Here is an 18,675-nt window from a genome sequence, read left to right on the forward strand (position 1 = left end):
CTCTCAGCTTTTTTTGTTGCTAATATAAAACCAAATCATAAACAGGACATCTAAAAACAACCAAACCCCACCCAGCAGCAAAACGTGTGTGACGGCCCCGGGCCAGAATAAGACTCCAGTTGGCGAAACTGAAAATAAATCTTGTCCCCACAATGTGCGTGCCACAACCATGAATAGTGGCAGTAATAACAGATTGAACAGAAAAAGATATCGGATAAAGCTTGGCTTTTTTTGGCGTTGGATATTCTCTGCCGGAAACATGCTTCCCTCTCTGGTTTCATTGAAAATAAGGACGCATTCTATTCTGGGAAGATAGATGGATTCTAAACGTACTTCATTTTTATAGAGTACACCCAAGACCAAAAGGTTATTGATGAATTGCAACCCAGCAGATTGGTATCTCTTCTTTGTTTGAACTTCATATAACTTCTTCATCTAAAGTAAGTCACCAGTAGGCCCCTGAGAAAGGCTCTGACTTCCATTTTTTAATGTAGATTAGGTGATAACTGATGTTTAAAAAAACACTTACGGTAGTGGCAATTCTTTCAACTCTTTCTGTCAGCGCTAATGCTGCTGAAATTGGTGCCCAGTTAGGTACACAGCATACGGAGTTAAATGCACTGATAGCGCCAGAGCAGACCGGCATTTTTTATACTGCGAACTGGGCGAATAACTATAATGATGGCCGTAATTCAGGCGGTGTTGGCCTGGGCTATCAGGTATCTTTGGGGAAAGCCGATCTTTACGCTGGCGCCAAAGCCATCTATCTGGCGCCTAAAAAAGGCGATAACGGGTTTGCGGCACCTATTGGCGGCGGTTTACGTCTGCATTTTAGCAATGAGCTTTATGCATACGGTGAAGGTTACACGGCGCCGCGCGGCCTGAACAATGCCGTAGAAAATTATGTTGAGGTTGATGCAGGATTGGCCTGGCAGGTACAAGATTCGGTGAAACTCAAAGCGGGTTACCGTCATATTAGCGTCCATGGTAAATCCAGCACACCGAATCACACTTTGCTTGATGGCGCTTACCTGGGGGCCTCACTTAAATTCTAAAATAGACTCACCGCGAGCGATAGGCTCGCGGTGAGTTATTGCATTTTTCCACCTTCAAAAACGTTAATCCCTCTCAATTAGCACCTGTGAGTACGCATTTACAGGTTATAGCGTAACCATCCGAAAAGTACATTTCCATTATTATACGTGCCTGGAATATAGGTGAACTGAAAATTCACTTTTTTATAACTTACCGAAAAAAGCGGGAATACCATAGGCAAAGGGATATAGTTACCCATATCTTTACGCGCCGTTATCCCGGCGGTAACCCCTAACCCAAACCTGAACTCTTTTTGTTGGTCTGGATACCATCCCTTCTCCCATGCATAACCTGTCACCGGTTGCCATTCATTATGTGGGTCTTTAAATACCATCCCATAGATTGCACTCCAGTTGCCCTCGCTATGGTGACGAGAAATACCAACCCCAGCGCCCCAGGGCATTTCGTTATAGCGGTCTGTTTTTTCTTTATCGTACATGAAACGGTTATGCCAGCTAATATAAGGAAGATAGATATCGTGACTGTCATAATCTGTCCACGTTAGCGTGATGTCGGAAACGATTTTGCCTCTCCAGTTCGCTGCATTATCATTTAAATGAGTCTGGCTATACGCTCGCGAGGCAAAAAAAAGCAGCCCACACCATAGTACAACTGAGCAAGTTATCAAAAATAAATGATAAATCCCGCCAATAAAATAGATTTTTTCCTTATAATGTTTCCAGGGTGAGGCGCTTTTCATCGCGAACGCTCCAGTTGATATGGTTAAGTAAAAACTAATTGTTTAAATGATGGTTAAGCTGAGCTATTTAATAAAGCTTTGAAATAGGTGCTAGCTGCTTTAGAGATGGTTAATTGACTAAATACAACTGACTAAGGCAGATTTTTACTCCCCTTAGCCAGTTCAATTTAATTAATGGCTTTTTTCTTAAGGGTTTCGAATTCCTCTTGATTAATAACTCCTTGCTCCAGCATTTTTTTCGCATCCCATATTTGCTCCGCTGGTGATTTACATAGAGTTGCAGCATTGGTATCCAGTCGGTAAGCACGTTGTCTTTTTGCCATTCCTTTTCCTCTCAGAATGAGATAAAAAATTGAGGTGATTAGGGGAATGAAAAGCAAAAGTATTATCCATAATGACTTAAAAAAGCCATTCAATGTATTATCACGAAATAAATCAGTAACTATCTGGAAAATAACAAACAAATAAGCAACGAAAAAGAATAATGAAAAAACAGTTGCTGCCATATTCCAGAATTGCAATAAATGAGTGGTCATGATGTGCCCTTTAAAAATTATACATGGTCATGAGGTAAAAAAGATTGATAAGATTTTGATAAAAACCTAAAAAAACCTGCCGCAAAATATATTCATGCTGAGTTAAAGTACATTAATCCTGTTGTGGCAGGTCTGATAAAGTGATTTAGCGAGCTGGAGAAATAGTTACCTGACCGCGATGGGAGGTGATATTCACACGTTGCCCGACGACAAATTCTCCTTCACGGGCTGGCTGTACTGTGACGAATTCTGGACCATTATCAGGACGAATAAAGAGTTCCACAGCATTATTTCGCGCCATTCCACGTTGTATTGACTGTCCTGCCATCGCACCCGCAACGGTACCACCCGCTGTCGCTAACAGACGGCCGCTTCCGCCGCCAATAGCATTACCAGCAGCACCGCCAATCAAAGCCCCCCCGACCGTACCGGCAGCGCTGTTTCCAGTGTCGCTTTGGATGGTAATATTTCTGACTCCTGTTATTGTGCCATGTGAAAGCGCCATAACCTGACCGGAAAGCGCAGCACTCGCATGATTGGCAGAACCTACGGGCTTTTCCGCACAGCCAACCAATGTAAACAATCCGACGAAAATAAAAACACAGCGTTTAAACATCTTTATTCCTTATTAATAATCAACAGCATCACGAATTAATGGACAAGTCATACAGTGGCCGCCGCCGCGTCCACGGCCTAATTCACTACCAACGATTTCGATGACCTCAACGCCTTCTTTACGCAATCGATCGTTTGTTTTCGTATTACGGTCATAGGCGATAACGACTCCGGGAGACATGGCGACCACATTATTACCGCTATCCCATTGCTGACGTTCGGTGTCGTAAACATTACCTTCAGTTTCAACAACCCTAAGTTTTCCTAAATTAAGTGCTCCGGCAACCACGTCAGTTAACGGTTCTGAATAATGCTCCAGACGCATCCCGCCGGGGGAATCGTCTTTTATCAGTGCAAAGACTTCGATTTGATCAACAATGGCTGGATAGAGCGTCACTAAATCCCGGTCACAAAATGTGAATACCGTATCCAGATGCATCGCCGCTCGGAGTTTAGGCATCGCTGCAATGATTACGCGCTCGACATCGCTAAGCGGGTTTGAAAACAGGGCTGATGCGAGCTGTGCAATCGCCTGATATGACGTACGTTCGCTCATGCCAATTAAAACGGCCTTATTGCCGATAGGCATAACATCACCGCCCTCGAGGGTGGCTGAACCGTGATAACGTGTCGGATCCCCCCACCATGTATTAATCGTCTGACGGGTGAAATCAGGATGGAACTTATAAATAGCGGTAGTCAGTAACGTTTCTTCACGACGCGCCTGCCAGTAAAGTGGATTAAGCGTAACCCCGTTGTAAATCCAGCTGGTTGTATCTCGCGTATAAAGCGTATTGGGTAACGGCGGAAGTAAATATTCACGAAGCCCTGTCGCTCTTCCGACGAGTTCAAGCTCTTCTTTATCTCCCCTCCGTCTATTGAGCAAATCATTTGTTGAAAGCCCACCAATCATAAACTCTGCCAGATGATTTGCTGACAACGAATCCAGGAACGAACGTGTTTCATTAAGTAAACCTAATGGGATTTCATCGGCAGTGATCTGCTGTTCTGTAAGCCAGTTTCGGGCCTGGCGGTTAGCCAGCGTTTCTGCGAGCAGATCATGCATTTCTACAACTTCAACACCACATCCACGCATTTTATTAATAAAGTCGAGGTGATCGTGCCGGGCACGTTCTACCCACATGACATCATCAAATAAAAGTCTGTCGCAATTGCCTGGTGTAAGACGGCTATGCGCTAACCCAGGGGCGCACACCATTACTTTGCGTAATTGGCCGACCTCAGAGTGAACACCGAATGGTACCTCTTGCATATAGACTCCTTAAGGGATTAATTAAATGGTAATACTTCCAGTTACAATTCCATAAATACAGGCCACAGCAGCCAGTGCGATGACGGTAAATAATGTTTTCTCAGTTCCAGAGAATATTTTTTTGCCTTGCTCACGCTTGGCTATGTAATAAAGAAGCGTGCCGGGAGCATAAATGACAGCGGAGAGCAGAACATAAGTTAATCCTCCGGCATAAATCATCAAGGATGCATAGAGGGTGGCAATTAACGAGATCACCAGATCTTTATAATATCCTTTAGAAGAATGCTCATATGTTTCACGTGTAATCACCAGTTTCAGGCTATAAGCTGCAACCAGGAGGTAGGGGATCAGCGTCATTGCGCTGGTAAGTTCAAGCGCTAACTGGAATGCATAATCGCTGAAAAAAGTGATGATTAAAAAAAGCTGTATGGCAATATTGGTCAACCATACGGCTGAAGAAGGAACAAACCAACGGTTCTCACGGGCAAACACCGAAGGCATACTCTTTTTTAATGCTGCAGAATAAATTACCTCTGCGGCGAGTAATGACCAGGAAAGATATGCCCCGAGTACAGAGATAATTAACCCCACGCTGATGAAAATCACACCCCAGCGACCCACTATGCTTTCGAGGACGCCGGCCATAGAGGGTTGCCGTAAAGCTCCCAGTTCGGCTTGAGGCATAACGCCATAAGAAAGCATGGTGACTAACATCAATAAGCACAGAACCCCGATGAAACCGAATACGGTGGCCAGGCCGACGTCTTTTCTGTTAGTCGCATAACGTGAGTAAATACTTGCGCCTTCGATCCCAAGGAATACAAATACAGTCACCAGCATAGTGCTTCTGACCTGGGAAAAGATCGATCTGAGGAGAGGAGGCTCTCCGGCGGCTCCGCCCCAGAAATTAAGCATAAACATATCTTTTTTGAACGCCATTATCAGGATGGCGATAAACACAAAAATAGGGATAATTTTGGCACACGTCGCCAGGGTATTAATGAAAGCAGCTTCTTTAATGCCCCGTAAAACAAGGAGATGGAATGACCATAAAACAATCGATGATACGGCGATCGCGAGCCAGGTGTTCCCTTCACCAAATGAAGGGAAAAAGGCGCCTAATGTGGATTTAATTAAAATAAAATAGGATACGTTACCGATACATGTACCAGCCCAAAAGCCCAGGGCGGAAATGAAGCCGGGATATTCGCCAAAACCGGCCTTGGCATAGCTGAAAACGCCAGCATTGAGTTCAGGTTTCCTTTCCGCAAGGTTCTGAAATACGAATGCCAGCATCAGCATACCGCCGCCAGCTATCACCCAGGCAATCATTGCGCCCAGCCCACCGGTTGCGCGTCCGAATGTCGCAGGTAATGAAAATATACCCGCCCCGATCATTGCTCCAACAACAAGGGTCGTTAAAGACCAAAGCGATAGCGTATTGTTCGCAGTTTTGCTCATAAAGTTTTCTTAAAAATGAAGCTGTAATTGATGAAATGAAAGCTTAGAGGCTGTTAATATACCGTTCCTAAATGAAGCTAACGTTTATGTCATAAAAGACAGTACAGTGTCTGACACCTATTCAGATGGCGCCATTTAGATCGTAGTAATAACCTTCTTCTCGCTGATGTCGGATTTGTCCGCTGTTATAAGGTGCAAGCTTCTTTCTTAAGCGACCAATAAGAACCTCGACAGTATTGTTTTCTTTCCCAATCCAGTCGTGATACAGATGTTTCATTATTTTACGTTTGCTCAAGGCCTGACCTTTGTTCTTCATCAAAAGTTTCATAATCTCGAATTCAAAACCAGTTAGCCTAATTTTTTCTTTATTAATGAAAAGTATTTTACTGTTCAAGTCGAGTTCTAAATTACCAGCAGAAATACGTTTGGAAGGGGTAAGGTAATTTCTGCGTACCAAAACCCAAATTCTAATGATAATTTCTTCAATATGACATGTTCTTACTACATAATCATCCGCTCCGCTTTCAAGCGCTTTCACTTTGTGTTCAATATCGTTACTGCTGTTTAGGATCATAATGCGGATATTACGTCCTTCGCGTCGCCACTTACGAATCGCCTGTAACTCGGTCGTTGAAAGAGTCTCGCATGACATAATTAGCAATTCAGCTTTATTTGAAAACATAAATAGCTCCACTTCCTGAATGCTTGAAGACACATCAGTTAATATGCCTGCTTCCTCAATTTGTGTTTTCAAAAAATGCTGATGTACAATGTTAGGATCTAATATTAGAACACGCATATCTTCCTCTTATCTCATATGCAATATGATAACCTTGTTACATAATTACCGAGTAAAGACGCTTATAGGCCTTTGATAGATCTGATGCGTTTATTATGAATTCAAAAAGATCTTTATCTATAAAGGTTATTAACACCGCCTCTGCAATCAGAGCGATACATAATGCGTATAATAGATAAATAACCATGTTTCACCCCTCGTTTTAGTTGCGTCATTTATTGCGGTTACTGATGTTTAATGAAATAGATTTCTCTGCTTATCAGGTATAAGCATCATCATCTAACGTTCGCTAAATAGTACTTTCTAAAAAAATCGAGGCAATTCTTTTAAGAGGTGAGCAGTAAATACAAAATAATAAATGCCAAAATAAAAGAAGTGCAGGGGAGATGGTGTGAAAAGCAGATGAAGTAGAATTAAATCACATTTAGTCAGGTTTAATAAGGTTTTTATTCTTTAATTCTGTAAGTGGGTGCTCCTGTATAGATTAATATATGGTTTATTTGTTTGCTCTATAGTTTGTCTTTTGTTAAAGAGTAAACGTAGAAAGCGCTCTTGCTTTAACAATTAGTACATCGATAATGCATTTGTAATATTATTATAACGTGCTATGTACTTACGCAGCTGACTCATTTTCGGCAAATAAATATAGAACGCTGTAAATCGCTTATTCGCCAGGTTTCGGTGTCAAGCTTATCTATCTTGTAATGCAAAACAGGTTGGCTTGAGGTGAGTTTTTCAGTCAACTCAGAAGGCGCATTATGCTGAAGATTGGAAACAAATTTACCTTTTGTAACTTTATGGAAGCCGTTTTGAACATCTTTGTCCATCATCATATTCCCAGTGCGATCGACAAGGTACTCTTTACCAAGATAATTCAAGGTGCCGTACTCACTCACCGTTACGAGACCTTCATTTGTAATATGAAAAACTATTTTGATATTGCCGTTTATGCCTTCCCGGGCATTTTTCTCATCTGCACGGTTGATATGTACGGTTGACATACAGTTCATAGGTAAGTAGCTATAAATGCCAACAAGCTTGTGTATGCCCACCACAAGCAATGGGAGTAACAGCAGACTAAGGACAATATTAATTATTGTTAATATTGACGTAGTTTTCGCATTCATGACCTTTCCCTGTATTTACTTTGCCGCATACGGCAATGTGAGTGGAGTATACCATGCTTTTTAAAGGGGCTCTGTTGTCATCAAAATATATTATGCTGGTTTTTTTGGTGCACTGTAAGGCGATTTTCTGACCTAGCGTTGTGTTAAAAAATGCGTCGATATTTTCTTGTTTTATTACATTTACATCACTAAAAACATCGCATAATCCCACGGATTTATATTTATGCAAATTGCTATTGTTTGCGTGGTTTAAATAAAATGTACCGAATGTAGACAGGATCAGGAATGTTAAAATTATTGTGCTGATGTGAAAACTTTTGTTCGAAGAGTATATATTCTTTAGTTTTTCGCGAGTATTGCTGCTGATAGGATTAACAGGAGTGCATTTACAGTGAAGTACAAAACCTTGCTTCGGTATTGTTTCGATTTTGTCTTCAAGTGAAAATTCAAGAAATGCTTTCCGCAATAGCGATATGTTTCGGTTTAAATTATTATCTGATGCAACCAGTCCATGCTCTTCCCACACTTTTTCAAGTAGTTCAGTACGACTTATTTGCCTGTTATTTGCATCAATGAGTGCATTTAATAATCGTGAAGTGGCCAGTGATAGCTCAACTGTATGTTTATTATCGGTTAAAGTGCGTAAGTCATTATTATAATGCACAATACCGTCAAGTAGGTACTCCATCGCCTAAACGCCCTCATAGATGAATATAAGCATTATAATTTGAGCGCTAATCTTATGCAACATTATGATTTTTGTCTGGAAAGATTGATTTTTATGGATGTAAACGCTGATGTTAAACATCAGAGGTTTATTTTTACAATGTAGCCTGAAGGTTGCATTTTTTCACGCATTATTACGCGTTGACAGGAATTTAGATAGCAGAATAAGCAGACTGTCGATTCAGGAAAAATATTTCCCCTCGGGCAGAGGGGAAATATTCATTACGCATCCACACTTATTCTCAGCGCTGCCAGCGCTTTACGCGCCGCTTTCAGCACCTGCTCGCACTGTTCAATCGTCAGCGTCAGCGGCGGTTCAATGCGGATGGTTTTCGAGTTGTTGAGCGTTCCGGCGACCAGCACCCGCTGGCGGAACATCTCGCTCGCGAAGCTATAGCCGGTTTCGTTATCGACAAACTCAATCGCCATCAGCATCCCTTTGCCACGCGCGTCCTGCACCAGGTCCGGATACTCCCGGCCTAGCTGACGGAAGCCGTCCAGCAGCATGTCGCCTTTCTGCTCCGCCTGGGCGGGCAGGTTTTGCTCCAGCAGTACGTTGATGGTCGCCAGCGCGGCCGCACAGGCCAGCGGGTTACCGCCAAAGGTGGTGGTATGGAGGAACGGGTTGTCGAACAGCACCGAGAAGACCTCTTCAGTCGCAACCGTCGCTCCAATCGGCATCACGCCGCCGCCGAGCGCCTTCGCCAGGCACAGGATGTCCGGCTGAACGTTTTCGTGCTCGCAGGCAAACATTTTGCCAGTGCGCCCCATCCCGGTCTGGACTTCGTCGAGGATCAGCAGCGCGCCAAACTCATCGCACAGCTGACGCACGGCGGGCAGATAGCCCTGCGGAGGGAGGATTACGCCGCCTTCACCCTGAATCGGCTCCAGGATCACCGCGGCCACGTCATCGCCGGTTTTACGGCATTCGCTCAGCACGGTGCGCATGGCGTTGATGTCGCCAAACGGCACGTGGCGGAAGCCCGGCAGCAGCGGCATAAACGGTTTGCGGAAGGTGGATTTGGCGGTAGCAGACAGTGCGCCCAGAGATTTACCGTGGAACGCGCCGCTGGTGGCGATAAAGGTGAATTTCCCGCGCGGTGACTGGTACGCTTTGGCGAGTTTAATCGCCGCTTCGACCGATTCCGTGCCGCTGTTGCTAAAGAAGCTGTACTTCAGTTTGCCGGGCGTTAAGGCCGCCAGCGTTTTCGCGAGCATGGCGCGAAGCGGGTCGAGCAGTTCCTGGCTATGGAGAGGTTGTTTCGCAAGTTGATTCTGTACGGCGGAAACCACAACTGGATTACGGTGCCCCACGTTGAAGATACCAAAACCACCCAGGCAATCGATAAACTCCTGTCCCTGGGTGTCGACAAGCGTGTTAAGACTCCCCGCTTGCCACTCTACGGCTCCGTAATCCCCGCCGGCGGTAACAGATTTGCGATACTCCAGAAAACCTGGATTGACGTGCTCTTTAAAGTAATCGATGACCTCTCGGTTAAGTTGTTTCATCTCCTCATGATCGAGCGTTCGCTTCTCAATGAGATTCAGTGCGTGCGCGGTACAGGCAAGAGCCGAGGCGCTGGAAGGTAACCTGTTCAAAATGTGCTCCCGGGGATCGCGTATCACATGATACTGGTTTAAGTATTGCAGGGATTACGCCACTTCAGATGACTTAACGAAAATCGGGATAAACGCCAGGTTAAAATAATGTTGCACAATATTTAATCATGCCGGAGCAACCGAAACGGGATTTAGCGGTACAGGACAGAAAGGATAAATGAGGGCGGAAAACCGCATCTGCACTAAAGAAGTGCATTCGCTGCAACTTAAGTGGGCATTAACTGGTCATGCTTTACAGGTAATTTCTTTGCGAAAGTATTTGAAATCAATGAATTATAAAATCGCACAAAAAGTATGGTTTAAGTCAAATCTGCGATCTTCATCAAGTTTAACAACTAAAGATAAATTGTTTACCGCCGAAAAAACATTGACCCACAAAATTAACATTCAAATAACCTGCAAGGGATGCCCACGATGTCCTCTCCAACCTATGTCACCCAGAATGAATATCCTCTGGACGATGACACCACCTTAATGTCTACCACAGACGTCCACAGCTACATCACACACGCCAACGACACCTTTGTGCAGGTGAGCGGCTACCAGCTCGATGAGCTGACGGGCCAGCCGCACAATATGGTGCGCCACCCCGATATGCCAAAAGCCGCGTTTGCCGATATGTGGTACACGCTGCAGCAGGGCGAGCCGTGGAGCGGAATTGTCAAAAACCGGCGCAAAAACGGTGACCACTACTGGGTGCGTGCGAATGCGGTGCCGATGGTGCGCCAGGGGCTGGTGACAGGCTATATGTCCATTCGCACCAAAGCCACAGCGGAAGAGATTGCCGCCGTGGAGCCGCTCTACCGGGCGCTGAACGACGGAAGCTGTAAGAAACGTATTCATAAAGGGCTGGTGGTTGGAAAAGGCTGGCTGGGCAAACTGCCGGCTATGCCGCTGCGCTGGCGCGTGCGCAGCGTGATGGCGGCGCTTTTTGCCGTTCTCGCCGCCACGCTGATCGCGACCTCCGCCGGGTGGATGCCGCTCGCCGCAGCCGCTCTGGTCATGCTGCTGGGGACACTGCTGTTTGAGCAGCAGATTGTCCGCCCTGTAGAGAATGTGGCGCGACAGGCCCTGAAGGTCGCAACCGGTGAGCGCAACAGCGTGCAGCATCTGAAACGCAGCGACGAGCTGGGGCTGACGCTGCGCGCGGTCGGGCAGCTGGGCCTGATGTGCCGCTGGTTAATCAATGACGTGTCGAGCCAGGTGGTGAGCGTCCGTGACGGCAGCGACAGGCTGGCGCAGGGAAATGAAGACCTGAACGATCGCACGCGTCAGACCGTGGCGAACGTGCAGCAGACCGTCGCGACAATGAACCAGATGGCCGCTTCCGTTCAGAGTAACTCTGAAACCGCCGCCGAGGTGGATAAACTCTCCGTAGCCGCGAGCAGCGCGGCGACGAAAGGGGGCAACGCGATGCAGACCGTGGTCAAAACCATGGATGACATTGCCGACAGCACGCAGCGAATTGGCTCGATTACCTCCCTGATTAACGATATCGCTTTCCAGACCAATATTCTTGCGCTGAACGCGGCGGTTGAAGCGGCAAGGGCAGGAGAGCAGGGAAAAGGTTTTGCCGTGGTCGCGGGCGAAGTGCGCCATCTCGCCAGCCGCAGCGCCAGTGCCGCCAATGATATTCGTAAACTCATTGATGCCAGCGCCAGCAAGGTGCAGTCCGGCTCTGAGCAGGTTCACGCCGCAGGCCGCACGATGGATGATATTGTAGAGCAGGTGAAAAACGTGACGCAGCTTATTGCCCAGATCAGCCACGCGACCTCCGAGCAGGCAACTGGACTGTCAGAGTTGACCCGCGCGGTGGCTGAACTCGACAGCATCACGCAGAAAAACGCCGACCTGGTCGAAGAGAGCGCCCACATTTCTGCGATGGTGAAGCACCGCGCCGGACGCCTTAAGGATGCGGTAACTGTGCTTCATTGAGTCAGTAATGTTCTAAAAAAGCCGTTTATTTCGTAAGGAATAAACGGCTTTTTATTTTCTGGTTGTGACTATTAATGTATTTTATTGTTAATTTAATATTAAATAACTAAAGAAAGTGCCTCAGTTATTTATCCCTGCCTAAGTCAGTTATCCAGAACGCTATTTTGAAAAATACCCCTCCGGTGGTCTGGTAACGATCGATGGAGCAATATTAATAGCCTCTACCTATCCATTGCGACGGTTATGAAATAAAAAACGATCAAACTCATAAAGTTAGCGAAATCGTTACCGATAACAGCGATCGTCTGAGAAATAATCACATCGATGGAGAAAATATGTTCTTACATGACGTAAAGATCGGCACGAAATTATTTCTGGCGTTTGGGTTCTTTATTGTCCTGATGGCGCTCAGCGCGAGCCTGTCTCTGATAAGCCTGAACCGGGCTAATAACGGGATGCAATCGATTATTACCAGCGATTATCCGACCACGGTAAAAGCGAACCAGTTAATCGATAACTTCCAGGAATTTATTAGCACTCAACAGCTGATGCTGCTGGACGAGCAGGGCACCTATACGGGGCAATCTCAGCAGCGCCTGAAAGAGATCAGCGAGCACATCACGGTGATCCTGGGCGAGCTGAACAACGCGCTGCAGGATCAAAAGTCTCAGCAGGTGCTGGCGGAGATCCGCAGCGTGCGCCAGCAGTATCTGGACTCGCGCTACCGCATTTTGCAGGCGGTGCAGAACAACAATCGTGCGGGCGCTATTCAGGAGATGATGACCACCACCCTCGCCGTGCAGCAGGCTTATAAAGCGAAGGTGAAGGAGCTGATTACCATTCAAAACAGCGAGATGCAAAGTGCCGGTGCGCAGGTGGAAGGGGATTTCAGGTCTAACCGACTGCTGCTGATCCTGCTCACGCTCTTTAGCATTGCGGCAGGCAGCCTGATTGGCTGGTTTATCGTGCGCGCTATCACTCGTCCGCTCGGCGAGGCGGTACATTTTGCAAAAGCCATTTCTGAGGGCGATCTCACGGGCAGCATCACGCCACACGGCAAAGACGAAACGGGTCTGCTGCTGCATGCGCTGATGGAGATGAAAACGCGACTGCTGGACATCGTGCAGCAGGTGCAAACCGGCTCGGAGAATATCTCCAGCGCAGCCGCGCAGATTGTCGCCGGGAACCAGGATCTGGCCGCGCGCACGGAAGAGCAGGCAAGTTCTGTAGAACAGACCGCCGCCTCGATGGAGCAGATCACCGCGACGGTGAAAAATACCGCCTCGCATACCGGGGAAGCGACCAACCTTTCGGCCGATGCCGCCACGGTGGTTAAAAACAACGGCGAGATGATGAAGCAGGTGACCAGCAAAATGCGCCTGATTAACGAGACGTCGAACCGGATGTCCGACATTATCGACCTGATCGACGCCATTGCGTTCCAGACCAACATTCTGGCGCTGAACGCGGCGGTGGAAGCGGCGCGCGCCGGCGAGCACGGCCGCGGCTTTGCGGTGGTGGCGGGTGAAGTTCGCCAGCTTGCCCAGAAGAGTGCGTCATCTGCCAGCGAAATCCGCGAGCTGATTGAGAGCTCTACCAGCCAGACCCAGGACGGGATGAACCTGGTTGAAAAAGCGAGTGCGTTGATTAATGGGATGGTCGGCAACGTGGAAGAGATGGACGTGATCCTGCGCGAAATCCGCCAGGCCAGCCACGAGCAGACGGAAGGTATCTCGCAGATTAACAGCGCGATTGGCCTGATTGATGCCACCACCCAGCAGAACTCCGCGCTGGTGGAGGAGTCCGTCGCGGCGGCAGCATCGCTTAACGAACAGGCGATGCACCTGAAGGAGTTGGTGCGCGTCTTCCGCGTGAGCGAGCACGCTCCGGCTTAATCCAGCTGGGAGATCTCAAGCGCCGCGCGGTCAATAACGCCGATAATCTGCTTGAGCTGCGCGTCGCTGAGTTCTCCCTGATTCACCTTCAGGTCTAACACCGCTTTGAAGTTATCCAGCGCCCGCTTCATCTGCGGGTTTTTGCGCAGCTGAAAACCGACGGAACGCGCTTTGATACGCACCTGGATCTGTTCCAGCTGCTCCCGGTTTTCGTCCAGCCAGCGTTGTCCTTCAGCGGTAATCGTAATCGTCTTACGACCGTTCTCTTCTTCCGTAATGGTGATAAAGGTCTGATCCTGAAGATAATCCAGGGTCGGGTAGATCACGCCTGGGCTCGGGGTGTAATTCCCCTGGGTCAGATTCTCGATCTCTTTGATCAGCTCGTAGCCGTGGCTCGCGCTGCGGGTCAGAATATCCAGAATCACCAGCCGCAAATCGCCATGGCCGAAAAAGCGCGGTCGGCGCCCGCCGCTGTCGTGTTCGTGTCGCATAGTAGCTCTCTCAATTTGATATATCTAAACTATATCTAAGATATATTCAGATGCAATCTAAAAGATCTTGCATTTTTCCTTATTAGTAATCATTATCATTTGAAAATTGATTTAGATATATCGTATTCACCAGAAAAGGGTCTAAAAATGGCATCTACCCGTTATCCACAGCGTGTTCGTAATGACCTGCGTTTTCGCGAACTGACGGTGCTCCGCGTTGAGCGCGTCAGCGCGGGTTTCCAGCGCATTGTGCTCGGCGGCGAGGCGCTGGAGGGCTTTAGCTCCCGCGGTTTCGACGACCATACCAAAGTCTTTTTCCCGGCACCCGGGACGACGTTTACGCCGCCGGTGGTCACCGATGAAGGCATCGACTGGGGTGACGGTGTGCGTCCGCAGGCGCGCGACTATACGCCGCTCTACGATGAGGCAAATCATGAGCTGATTCTCGATTTCTTCATTCATGACGGCGGCATTGCCAGCGGCTGGGCGGTCGAGGCGAAAGCGGGCGACAGGCTGACTATCGGCGGCCCGCGCGGTTCGCTGGTGGTGCCGGAGGATTACGCCTGGCAGCTGTACGTGTGCGATGAATCCGGCATGCCCGCGCTGCGTCGACGTTTAGAAAGCATTGCTGAACTGCCGGTTCGCCCGGATGTGCAGGCGGTCGTGACGGTTGGGGATGAATCGTATAAAGACTATCTGGCGCACCTGAGCGGGTTCAATATCACCTGGGTGGTGGGCCATAGCGAGCAGGCGGTCGCAGACCATCTGACGGCGCTGACCGTTCCGGGGGAAGACTACTTCATCTGGCTGACCGGGGAAGGGAAGGTGGTGAAAAGCCTGAGCCGTCAGTTTGAAGCCGACGCCATTGACCCTCAGCTGGTGCGTGCCAGCGCATACTGGCACGCCAAATAATCAGGCTGCCGAATCCAGCTGCGCTTCGCTCACCTGATGTTCGAGCGAGGCGCGGACCTCGTGCAGCGCTTTCTCCTGCTGAGCAAAATACGCTTCCATATTGCTCAGCGAGGAGACCAGCAGCCAGGACTCCTCTTTCTCCAGCTCCGCCAGCTCGTTCACTAAGGTGTCGATCTGCTCGCGGACCTGCGCCATTTTTTTGCGGATACGTTCCAGATCGTTCAGCCTGTCGCTGGCCATCAATGGCTCGAAGCCCTGTTGCAGGCGGGCCACCAGCGAGCGAATGGCTTTCACATCGCCGCGCTGCTTCGCCTGGTTAAGCTGCACCATCATGTTGTTGGCTTCTTCTTTCAGATCGTCCGCCACCAGATCCGGGTGGCAGAGCTTGCTCGCCTGTCGCCAGAGACGCTTGAGTTCGTTCTGGTCCTCTTGCGAAAGATGCTTACCTTTGCGTAGCCGCACTTCGGCATCGTGATGCTGTTCGCGATACTTCTCGTACTCTTCGTTGGCCTCGTCGCGAGCCTGACGCGCAGGCTCCTCTTCGCGCGTTAAGCCGCTCTCCAGCTCCATCGCTTCGGCCAGCAGGTTGGCAATCAGATTGCTTTGCTGTTCCAGATGCTTACGCGCCTCAGCGGCCTGTACGGAATCGGCCGGGAGATCGCGCCAGCGCTGGGTGAGCGTCGCCAGCACCTCTACCGCCTGCGCCATATAGTGCTGGCAGCGACGGTAATCCTCCTCGCGACGACGCGCTTCCGCCTGCTGACGACGCAGGTTCAGCTCCGCCAGCGTTTTACGCAGGGCGAGGATCTGCTGCATCAGCGGCCCGAGGCGTGAGAAATAGAGATCGTTGAACTCATCAAGCTGCTGCACCCGCGCGTTGCGGCGGTCAATCAGATCGCGCAGACGCTCTTCCAGCGCCTTCAGCTCCAGCTTGCTGGCCGCCACCTGCGGGTCGCGCCACGGAGTCACGGCGCGCTGGCCCTGCAGCCTGGCGGTAATGGCCGCCATGGCCGCGGTGTAGTTCTTCTCCTCGAGCGCCACGACGATTGCCTGTAGCTCATCGTCAAACGCTTCATTTTTCAGGCGTGTCAGCTGGCTCTGGATGATGTCGTCATCTTCCAGTTCAATGGCATTTTTAATGATTTCTAGCCGTTTGATCGGTGTGCTCATGATGCCTTTCGCTTTGGCGCTTAAGTATTTGAGTTAAGGTTAGTTGTTGTAAAAGCTACAGGAAATAATACACACGGATGATGATCGGCGCGATGGGGGATTTCTTTAGTTTTGCAGTTTGTGAGGTGGGGAAGTGAGCAGGAGCCTGTAAGGTGGAGGGTGAGGATAGCTCCGTTTCCTGCTCTACCTGTGAAACCATTCTTGGCTATGGGCTTTGCAATTCCTTCAACGCACCTTGTGCGGCATTCTCAATCTGATTGCAGAACGCTTTACCGCCTTCGGGACAGCTATCCGTGGCGTTTCTCACGACTTTATCGAGCTCGCGATCGTTCGTGGTCGTATCGATGTGATTAATCATCCATGACTCAAAAGCGCGATCGTTTACAGATAGCTGCATGAGTTGATGGGAGGTCTTCCAGTTGTTGGCTAACAGCCCGACAATAGTCGCTGATATCCCTTCTGCGATATATCCCTCATCACACTGTCTGTAATTTTTGTAAAAAGAATGGATGCCTTGCCAGTCCTGAATGGCAGAGGCTGCGTTATCTGCCTTGTCCATTTCTTCAACAGAAGTACAGTCATTTGCATAAGCCACGTGCGATATCACTAACATAATCAAAAACAGCTGCATCGTTTTCATATCAAGTTCATTCCCGGTGGGATATAGATATTTTCAAATTTCTGCGTCGCACTCATAGCCGAGCAGCCGCTGTTATTTGATACGGTGATGGTTGAAAGGGAGGATTTAGCCATGTGCTCTTTTATTTTTGGATAAACTGGAGTGATATGTGGTTTATTATTTAATGGTTCAAAGATTAAGCGCTCAGAAGAGCGCTTGTTATAATATGATGCTAACGTTTTGAGTCCTTATCCTTTTCTTGCTTAACCTCATTGATTACATCTAGCATATTGCTTAAGCATTCTCTTGCTGGGGAGCCCGCTTTCTCCAATGCTGGTTTAGCCTTTGCTAAATAGGTTTCAACCTCCGCATTAGTGCTGTGTATCATCATCGGTATGCTACATATCAAAGTGGTTCCAAACCGTTGCTGTAAAGGATCTGGGTTCAACTCAAATTGATTGGTGACATTCAGCACTAATTTGGGGGCGCGGATAAGCGCCATGCTGATGGCGGTCGCCAACTGCTCAGCATGCTCGTCATCCAGATTATCACCAGTGCTTTTAATCTTCGCTGGTAATGCCTGAATGGCTGCCTGGTCAGCGCTGGACACCCGCTTAATATAGATTATCCAGTCACTCTCTGACGCTATACAGGAAGCCGAAATAATGCAGACAATTAGATACAGCGCGTACTTTTTCAACGCACTACCTCAAGCGTACGATCTGACGAAAGAATTATTTTAGAGCGAATGTGAGGCCCCATGATTATGCAGCCCTCGGACGCAAAACCAGGAATGGCTGGTGCCTTTTTCTCGCCATGGATGCGAAACAGCGATCGCCCATAACTCTCGCCAGAGGTTTGTTTAAGGTTAATTGTCATTGGCCCCCTTGTGGATGTATGGCCTCCTATACGATACGTTCCGCGTGGTAATGGTCCCATCCCTCTAACGTGCTGACGGTCTGGATTATTTTTGTTTGTCAGGTTTCCGGAATATCCTCTGCCAATAAGTTTACCTTTATGCCACAGTTCACCGGTACTTTGGTAGTAGATCCATGCCATGAGCTATTCCCCTTATGCGGCGCTGCGTTCTTTCCAGCTATCGGAATGGACAATGTTACCATCCAGATATTTCCATGTTATTTTTTCATATGTCATTTCTATGGCTTCCATATGATCATAATGTGTGAAGTCGGGATCCTTCACATCTTCCATATAAGGCACAATGCAGGTAATACGTGCATTTTCCATAAAAATATTAAAATATTCTTCCTCCTGCCCTTCATAGTTGATTCGATAAAATTTTAGCTCAGCAGATTTAAGAACTCTTCCCGTACTAACGATCTGATAAAGGTAAGGACTTGAGACGTCTTGCGCTTTTGTAAAAACAAAAGGGGAATGTTGGCGTGTGGCTGTTATTTTTCCGGAGTAATCATCTGTAGGTATCTCCACGCCGTGTGATAGTCCGGTTATTTCAATGCTACCTTCGCGTTTATGTACATCAACGCCACCTTTTAACTGCTTCCCTTCTTCGCTGTAAAGCCAGAGATAAACGGGTATAGCCATTCTAATTAACTCCATTTTGCTGACTAATTAGTTTGACATTACTCCTTCATGGTTTTTCTGTTTGTAATATTTCATGTCACTACTGTTACATGTATTCATGCATTAAATGAAGTAATATAAAATATAATGTAAAAATAT

General features: G+C 47.9%; 20 protein-coding genes. 4 read left to right on the forward strand and 16 right to left on the reverse strand.

The window, feature by feature from the left end; genetic code table 11:
• Positions 1-3: 3 nt before the first annotated feature.
• Complete coding sequence (locus AC1VYI_RS04700) at positions 4-435, reverse strand: hypothetical protein (RefSeq protein ID WP_063927800.1); 432 nt, start codon at positions 433-435, stop codon at positions 4-6.
• A 74-nt stretch (positions 436-509) separates the two neighbouring features.
• On the opposite strand from AC1VYI_RS04700, the gene AC1VYI_RS04705 reads away from it, so the two are divergent.
• A complete protein-coding gene (locus AC1VYI_RS04705; protein ID WP_047743626.1) occupies positions 510-1,055 on the forward strand; it encodes a YfaZ family outer membrane protein in 546 nt (181 codons plus the stop codon).
• A 98-nt stretch (positions 1,056-1,153) separates the two neighbouring features.
• Here the strand turns inward: AC1VYI_RS04705 and pagP are convergent, their stop codons facing one another.
• The 9 genes from pagP to ygjG form a co-directional block, all read right to left on the reverse strand.
• Positions 1,154-1,795, reverse strand: coding sequence for a lipid IV(A) palmitoyltransferase PagP (gene pagP, locus AC1VYI_RS04710; protein WP_134867128.1), 642 nt, complete (start codon positions 1,793-1,795; stop codon positions 1,154-1,156).
• A 167-nt stretch (positions 1,796-1,962) separates the two neighbouring features.
• A complete protein-coding gene (locus AC1VYI_RS04715) occupies positions 1,963-2,331 on the reverse strand; it encodes an SHOCT domain-containing protein (RefSeq protein WP_226484340.1) in 369 nt (122 codons plus the stop codon).
• Between the two features lie 145 nt (positions 2,332-2,476).
• The gene (locus AC1VYI_RS04720; protein ID WP_023333514.1) at positions 2,477-2,947 is read right to left on the reverse strand and encodes an outer membrane lipoprotein; all 471 of its coding nucleotides are present in this window, start codon (positions 2,945-2,947) and stop codon (positions 2,477-2,479) included.
• Between the two features lie 12 nt (positions 2,948-2,959).
• Complete coding sequence (locus AC1VYI_RS04725; RefSeq protein ID WP_023333513.1) at positions 2,960-4,219, reverse strand: arginine deiminase; 1,260 nt, start codon at positions 4,217-4,219, stop codon at positions 2,960-2,962.
• A gap of 21 nt (positions 4,220-4,240) precedes the next feature.
• Entirely contained in the window at positions 4,241-5,680 is a 1,440-nt protein-coding gene (locus AC1VYI_RS04730; RefSeq protein ID WP_134867129.1) for a basic amino acid/polyamine antiporter, read from the reverse strand.
• 121 nt (positions 5,681-5,801) lie between these two features.
• Positions 5,802-6,479, reverse strand: a complete 678-nt coding sequence (locus AC1VYI_RS04735; RefSeq protein ID WP_063927802.1) for a winged helix-turn-helix domain-containing protein — start codon at positions 6,477-6,479, stop codon at positions 5,802-5,804.
• Between the two features lie 626 nt (positions 6,480-7,105).
• On the reverse strand, positions 7,106-7,606 hold the full coding sequence (locus tag AC1VYI_RS04740; protein ID WP_047743628.1) for a hypothetical protein: 501 nt from the start codon (positions 7,604-7,606) through the stop codon (positions 7,106-7,108).
• Complete coding sequence (locus AC1VYI_RS04745; protein ID WP_134867130.1) at positions 7,569-8,294, reverse strand: winged helix-turn-helix domain-containing protein; 726 nt, start codon at positions 8,292-8,294, stop codon at positions 7,569-7,571. Before AC1VYI_RS04745 ends, AC1VYI_RS04740 begins: the two co-directional genes overlap by 38 nt.
• Before the next feature lie 260 nt (positions 8,295-8,554).
• Positions 8,555-9,931 carry a putrescine aminotransferase gene (gene ygjG / locus AC1VYI_RS04750; protein WP_047743630.1) on the reverse strand — a complete coding sequence of 459 codons (1,377 nt, stop codon included), beginning with the start codon at positions 9,929-9,931 and terminating at the stop codon, positions 8,555-8,557.
• Positions 9,932-10,366: 435 nt separating this feature from the next.
• Here ygjG and AC1VYI_RS04755 point away from each other — a divergent pair, with 435 nt between their 5' ends.
• Both AC1VYI_RS04755 and AC1VYI_RS04760 read left to right on the forward strand, forming a co-directional pair.
• The gene (locus AC1VYI_RS04755) at positions 10,367-11,887 is read left to right on the forward strand and encodes a methyl-accepting chemotaxis protein (protein ID WP_134867131.1); all 1,521 of its coding nucleotides are present in this window, start codon (positions 10,367-10,369) and stop codon (positions 11,885-11,887) included.
• A gap of 335 nt (positions 11,888-12,222) precedes the next feature.
• Entirely contained in the window at positions 12,223-13,782 is a 1,560-nt protein-coding gene (locus AC1VYI_RS04760; protein ID WP_023309265.1) for a methyl-accepting chemotaxis protein, read from the forward strand.
• On the opposite strand, the gene AC1VYI_RS04765 is transcribed toward AC1VYI_RS04760, so the two are convergent.
• Complete coding sequence (locus tag AC1VYI_RS04765) at positions 13,779-14,273, reverse strand: PadR family transcriptional regulator (protein WP_029741394.1); 495 nt, start codon at positions 14,271-14,273, stop codon at positions 13,779-13,781. The two genes, AC1VYI_RS04760 and AC1VYI_RS04765, sit on opposite strands and share 4 nt — an antisense overlap.
• Positions 14,274-14,420: 147 nt before the next feature.
• On the opposite strand from AC1VYI_RS04765, the gene AC1VYI_RS04770 reads away from it, so the two are divergent.
• Complete coding sequence (locus AC1VYI_RS04770; protein ID WP_134867132.1) at positions 14,421-15,185, forward strand: siderophore-interacting protein; 765 nt, start codon at positions 14,421-14,423, stop codon at positions 15,183-15,185.
• On the opposite strand, the gene AC1VYI_RS04775 is transcribed toward AC1VYI_RS04770, so the two are convergent.
• The 5 genes from AC1VYI_RS04775 to tssD all read right to left on the reverse strand — a co-directional run bounded on the left by AC1VYI_RS04775 (position 15,186) and on the right by tssD (position 18,537).
• Positions 15,186-16,355: a coiled-coil domain-containing protein gene (locus AC1VYI_RS04775; RefSeq protein WP_134867133.1), complete on the reverse strand. Its 1,170-nt coding sequence runs from the start codon at positions 16,353-16,355 to the stop codon at positions 15,186-15,188. It abuts the gene before it with no gap.
• Positions 16,356-16,560: 205 nt separating this feature from the next.
• On the reverse strand, positions 16,561-16,995 hold the full coding sequence (locus AC1VYI_RS04780; RefSeq protein WP_048991070.1) for a hypothetical protein: 435 nt from the start codon (positions 16,993-16,995) through the stop codon (positions 16,561-16,563).
• A gap of 211 nt (positions 16,996-17,206) precedes the next feature.
• Positions 17,207-17,674 (reverse strand): hypothetical protein, encoded by a 468-nt coding sequence (locus AC1VYI_RS04785; RefSeq protein ID WP_134867134.1) that lies wholly within the window; start codon positions 17,672-17,674, stop codon positions 17,207-17,209.
• Positions 17,671-18,033 (reverse strand): tlde1 domain-containing protein, encoded by a 363-nt coding sequence (locus AC1VYI_RS04790; protein WP_134867135.1) that lies wholly within the window; start codon positions 18,031-18,033, stop codon positions 17,671-17,673. The genes AC1VYI_RS04785 and AC1VYI_RS04790 overlap by 4 nt, the downstream gene beginning before the upstream one ends.
• 12 nt (positions 18,034-18,045) lie before the next feature.
• The gene (gene tssD, locus AC1VYI_RS04795; RefSeq protein WP_134867136.1) at positions 18,046-18,537 is read right to left on the reverse strand and encodes a type VI secretion system tube protein TssD; all 492 of its coding nucleotides are present in this window, start codon (positions 18,535-18,537) and stop codon (positions 18,046-18,048) included.
• Positions 18,538-18,675: the final 138 nt, after the last annotated feature.

The organism is Enterobacter sp. QK-SA4 (genome assembly GCF_056856775.1).

Excerpts from the sequence above, each read along its gene's own strand:
- AC1VYI_RS04740 (WP_047743628.1), bottom strand. The coding sequence starts at position 7,606 with ATGAATGCGAAAACTACGTCAATATTAACAATAATTAATATTGTCCTT.
- AC1VYI_RS04775 (WP_134867133.1), bottom strand. The coding sequence starts at position 16,355 with ATGAGCACACCGATCAAACGGCTAGAAATCATTAAAAATGCCATTGAA.
- AC1VYI_RS04735 (WP_063927802.1), bottom strand. The coding sequence starts at position 6,479 with ATGCGTGTTCTAATATTAGATCCTAACATTGTACATCAGCATTTTTTG.
- AC1VYI_RS04770 (WP_134867132.1), top strand. The coding sequence starts at position 14,421 with ATGGCATCTACCCGTTATCCACAGCGTGTTCGTAATGACCTGCGTTTT.
- AC1VYI_RS04755 (WP_134867131.1), top strand. The coding sequence starts at position 10,367 with ATGTCCTCTCCAACCTATGTCACCCAGAATGAATATCCTCTGGACGAT.
- AC1VYI_RS04715 (WP_226484340.1), bottom strand. The coding sequence starts at position 2,331 with ATGACCACTCATTTATTGCAATTCTGGAATATGGCAGCAACTGTTTTT.
- tssD (WP_134867136.1), bottom strand. The coding sequence starts at position 18,537 with ATGGCTATACCCGTTTATCTCTGGCTTTACAGCGAAGAAGGGAAGCAG.
- AC1VYI_RS04705 (WP_047743626.1), top strand. The coding sequence starts at position 510 with ATGTTTAAAAAAACACTTACGGTAGTGGCAATTCTTTCAACTCTTTCT.
- AC1VYI_RS04760 (WP_023309265.1), top strand. The coding sequence starts at position 12,223 with ATGTTCTTACATGACGTAAAGATCGGCACGAAATTATTTCTGGCGTTT.
- AC1VYI_RS04700 (WP_063927800.1), bottom strand. The coding sequence starts at position 435 with ATGAAGAAGTTATATGAAGTTCAAACAAAGAAGAGATACCAATCTGCT.
- pagP (WP_134867128.1), bottom strand. The coding sequence starts at position 1,795 with ATGAAAAGCGCCTCACCCTGGAAACATTATAAGGAAAAAATCTATTTT.
- AC1VYI_RS04790 (WP_134867135.1), bottom strand. The coding sequence starts at position 18,033 with ATGGCATGGATCTACTACCAAAGTACCGGTGAACTGTGGCATAAAGGT.
- AC1VYI_RS04725 (WP_023333513.1), bottom strand. The coding sequence starts at position 4,219 with ATGCAAGAGGTACCATTCGGTGTTCACTCTGAGGTCGGCCAATTACGC.
- AC1VYI_RS04720 (WP_023333514.1), bottom strand. The coding sequence starts at position 2,947 with ATGTTTAAACGCTGTGTTTTTATTTTCGTCGGATTGTTTACATTGGTT.
- AC1VYI_RS04745 (WP_134867130.1), bottom strand. The coding sequence starts at position 8,294 with ATGGAGTACCTACTTGACGGTATTGTGCATTATAATAATGACTTACGC.
- AC1VYI_RS04730 (WP_134867129.1), bottom strand. The coding sequence starts at position 5,680 with ATGAGCAAAACTGCGAACAATACGCTATCGCTTTGGTCTTTAACGACC.
- AC1VYI_RS04780 (WP_048991070.1), bottom strand. The coding sequence starts at position 16,995 with ATGAAAACGATGCAGCTGTTTTTGATTATGTTAGTGATATCGCACGTG.
- AC1VYI_RS04765 (WP_029741394.1), bottom strand. The coding sequence starts at position 14,273 with ATGCGACACGAACACGACAGCGGCGGGCGCCGACCGCGCTTTTTCGGC.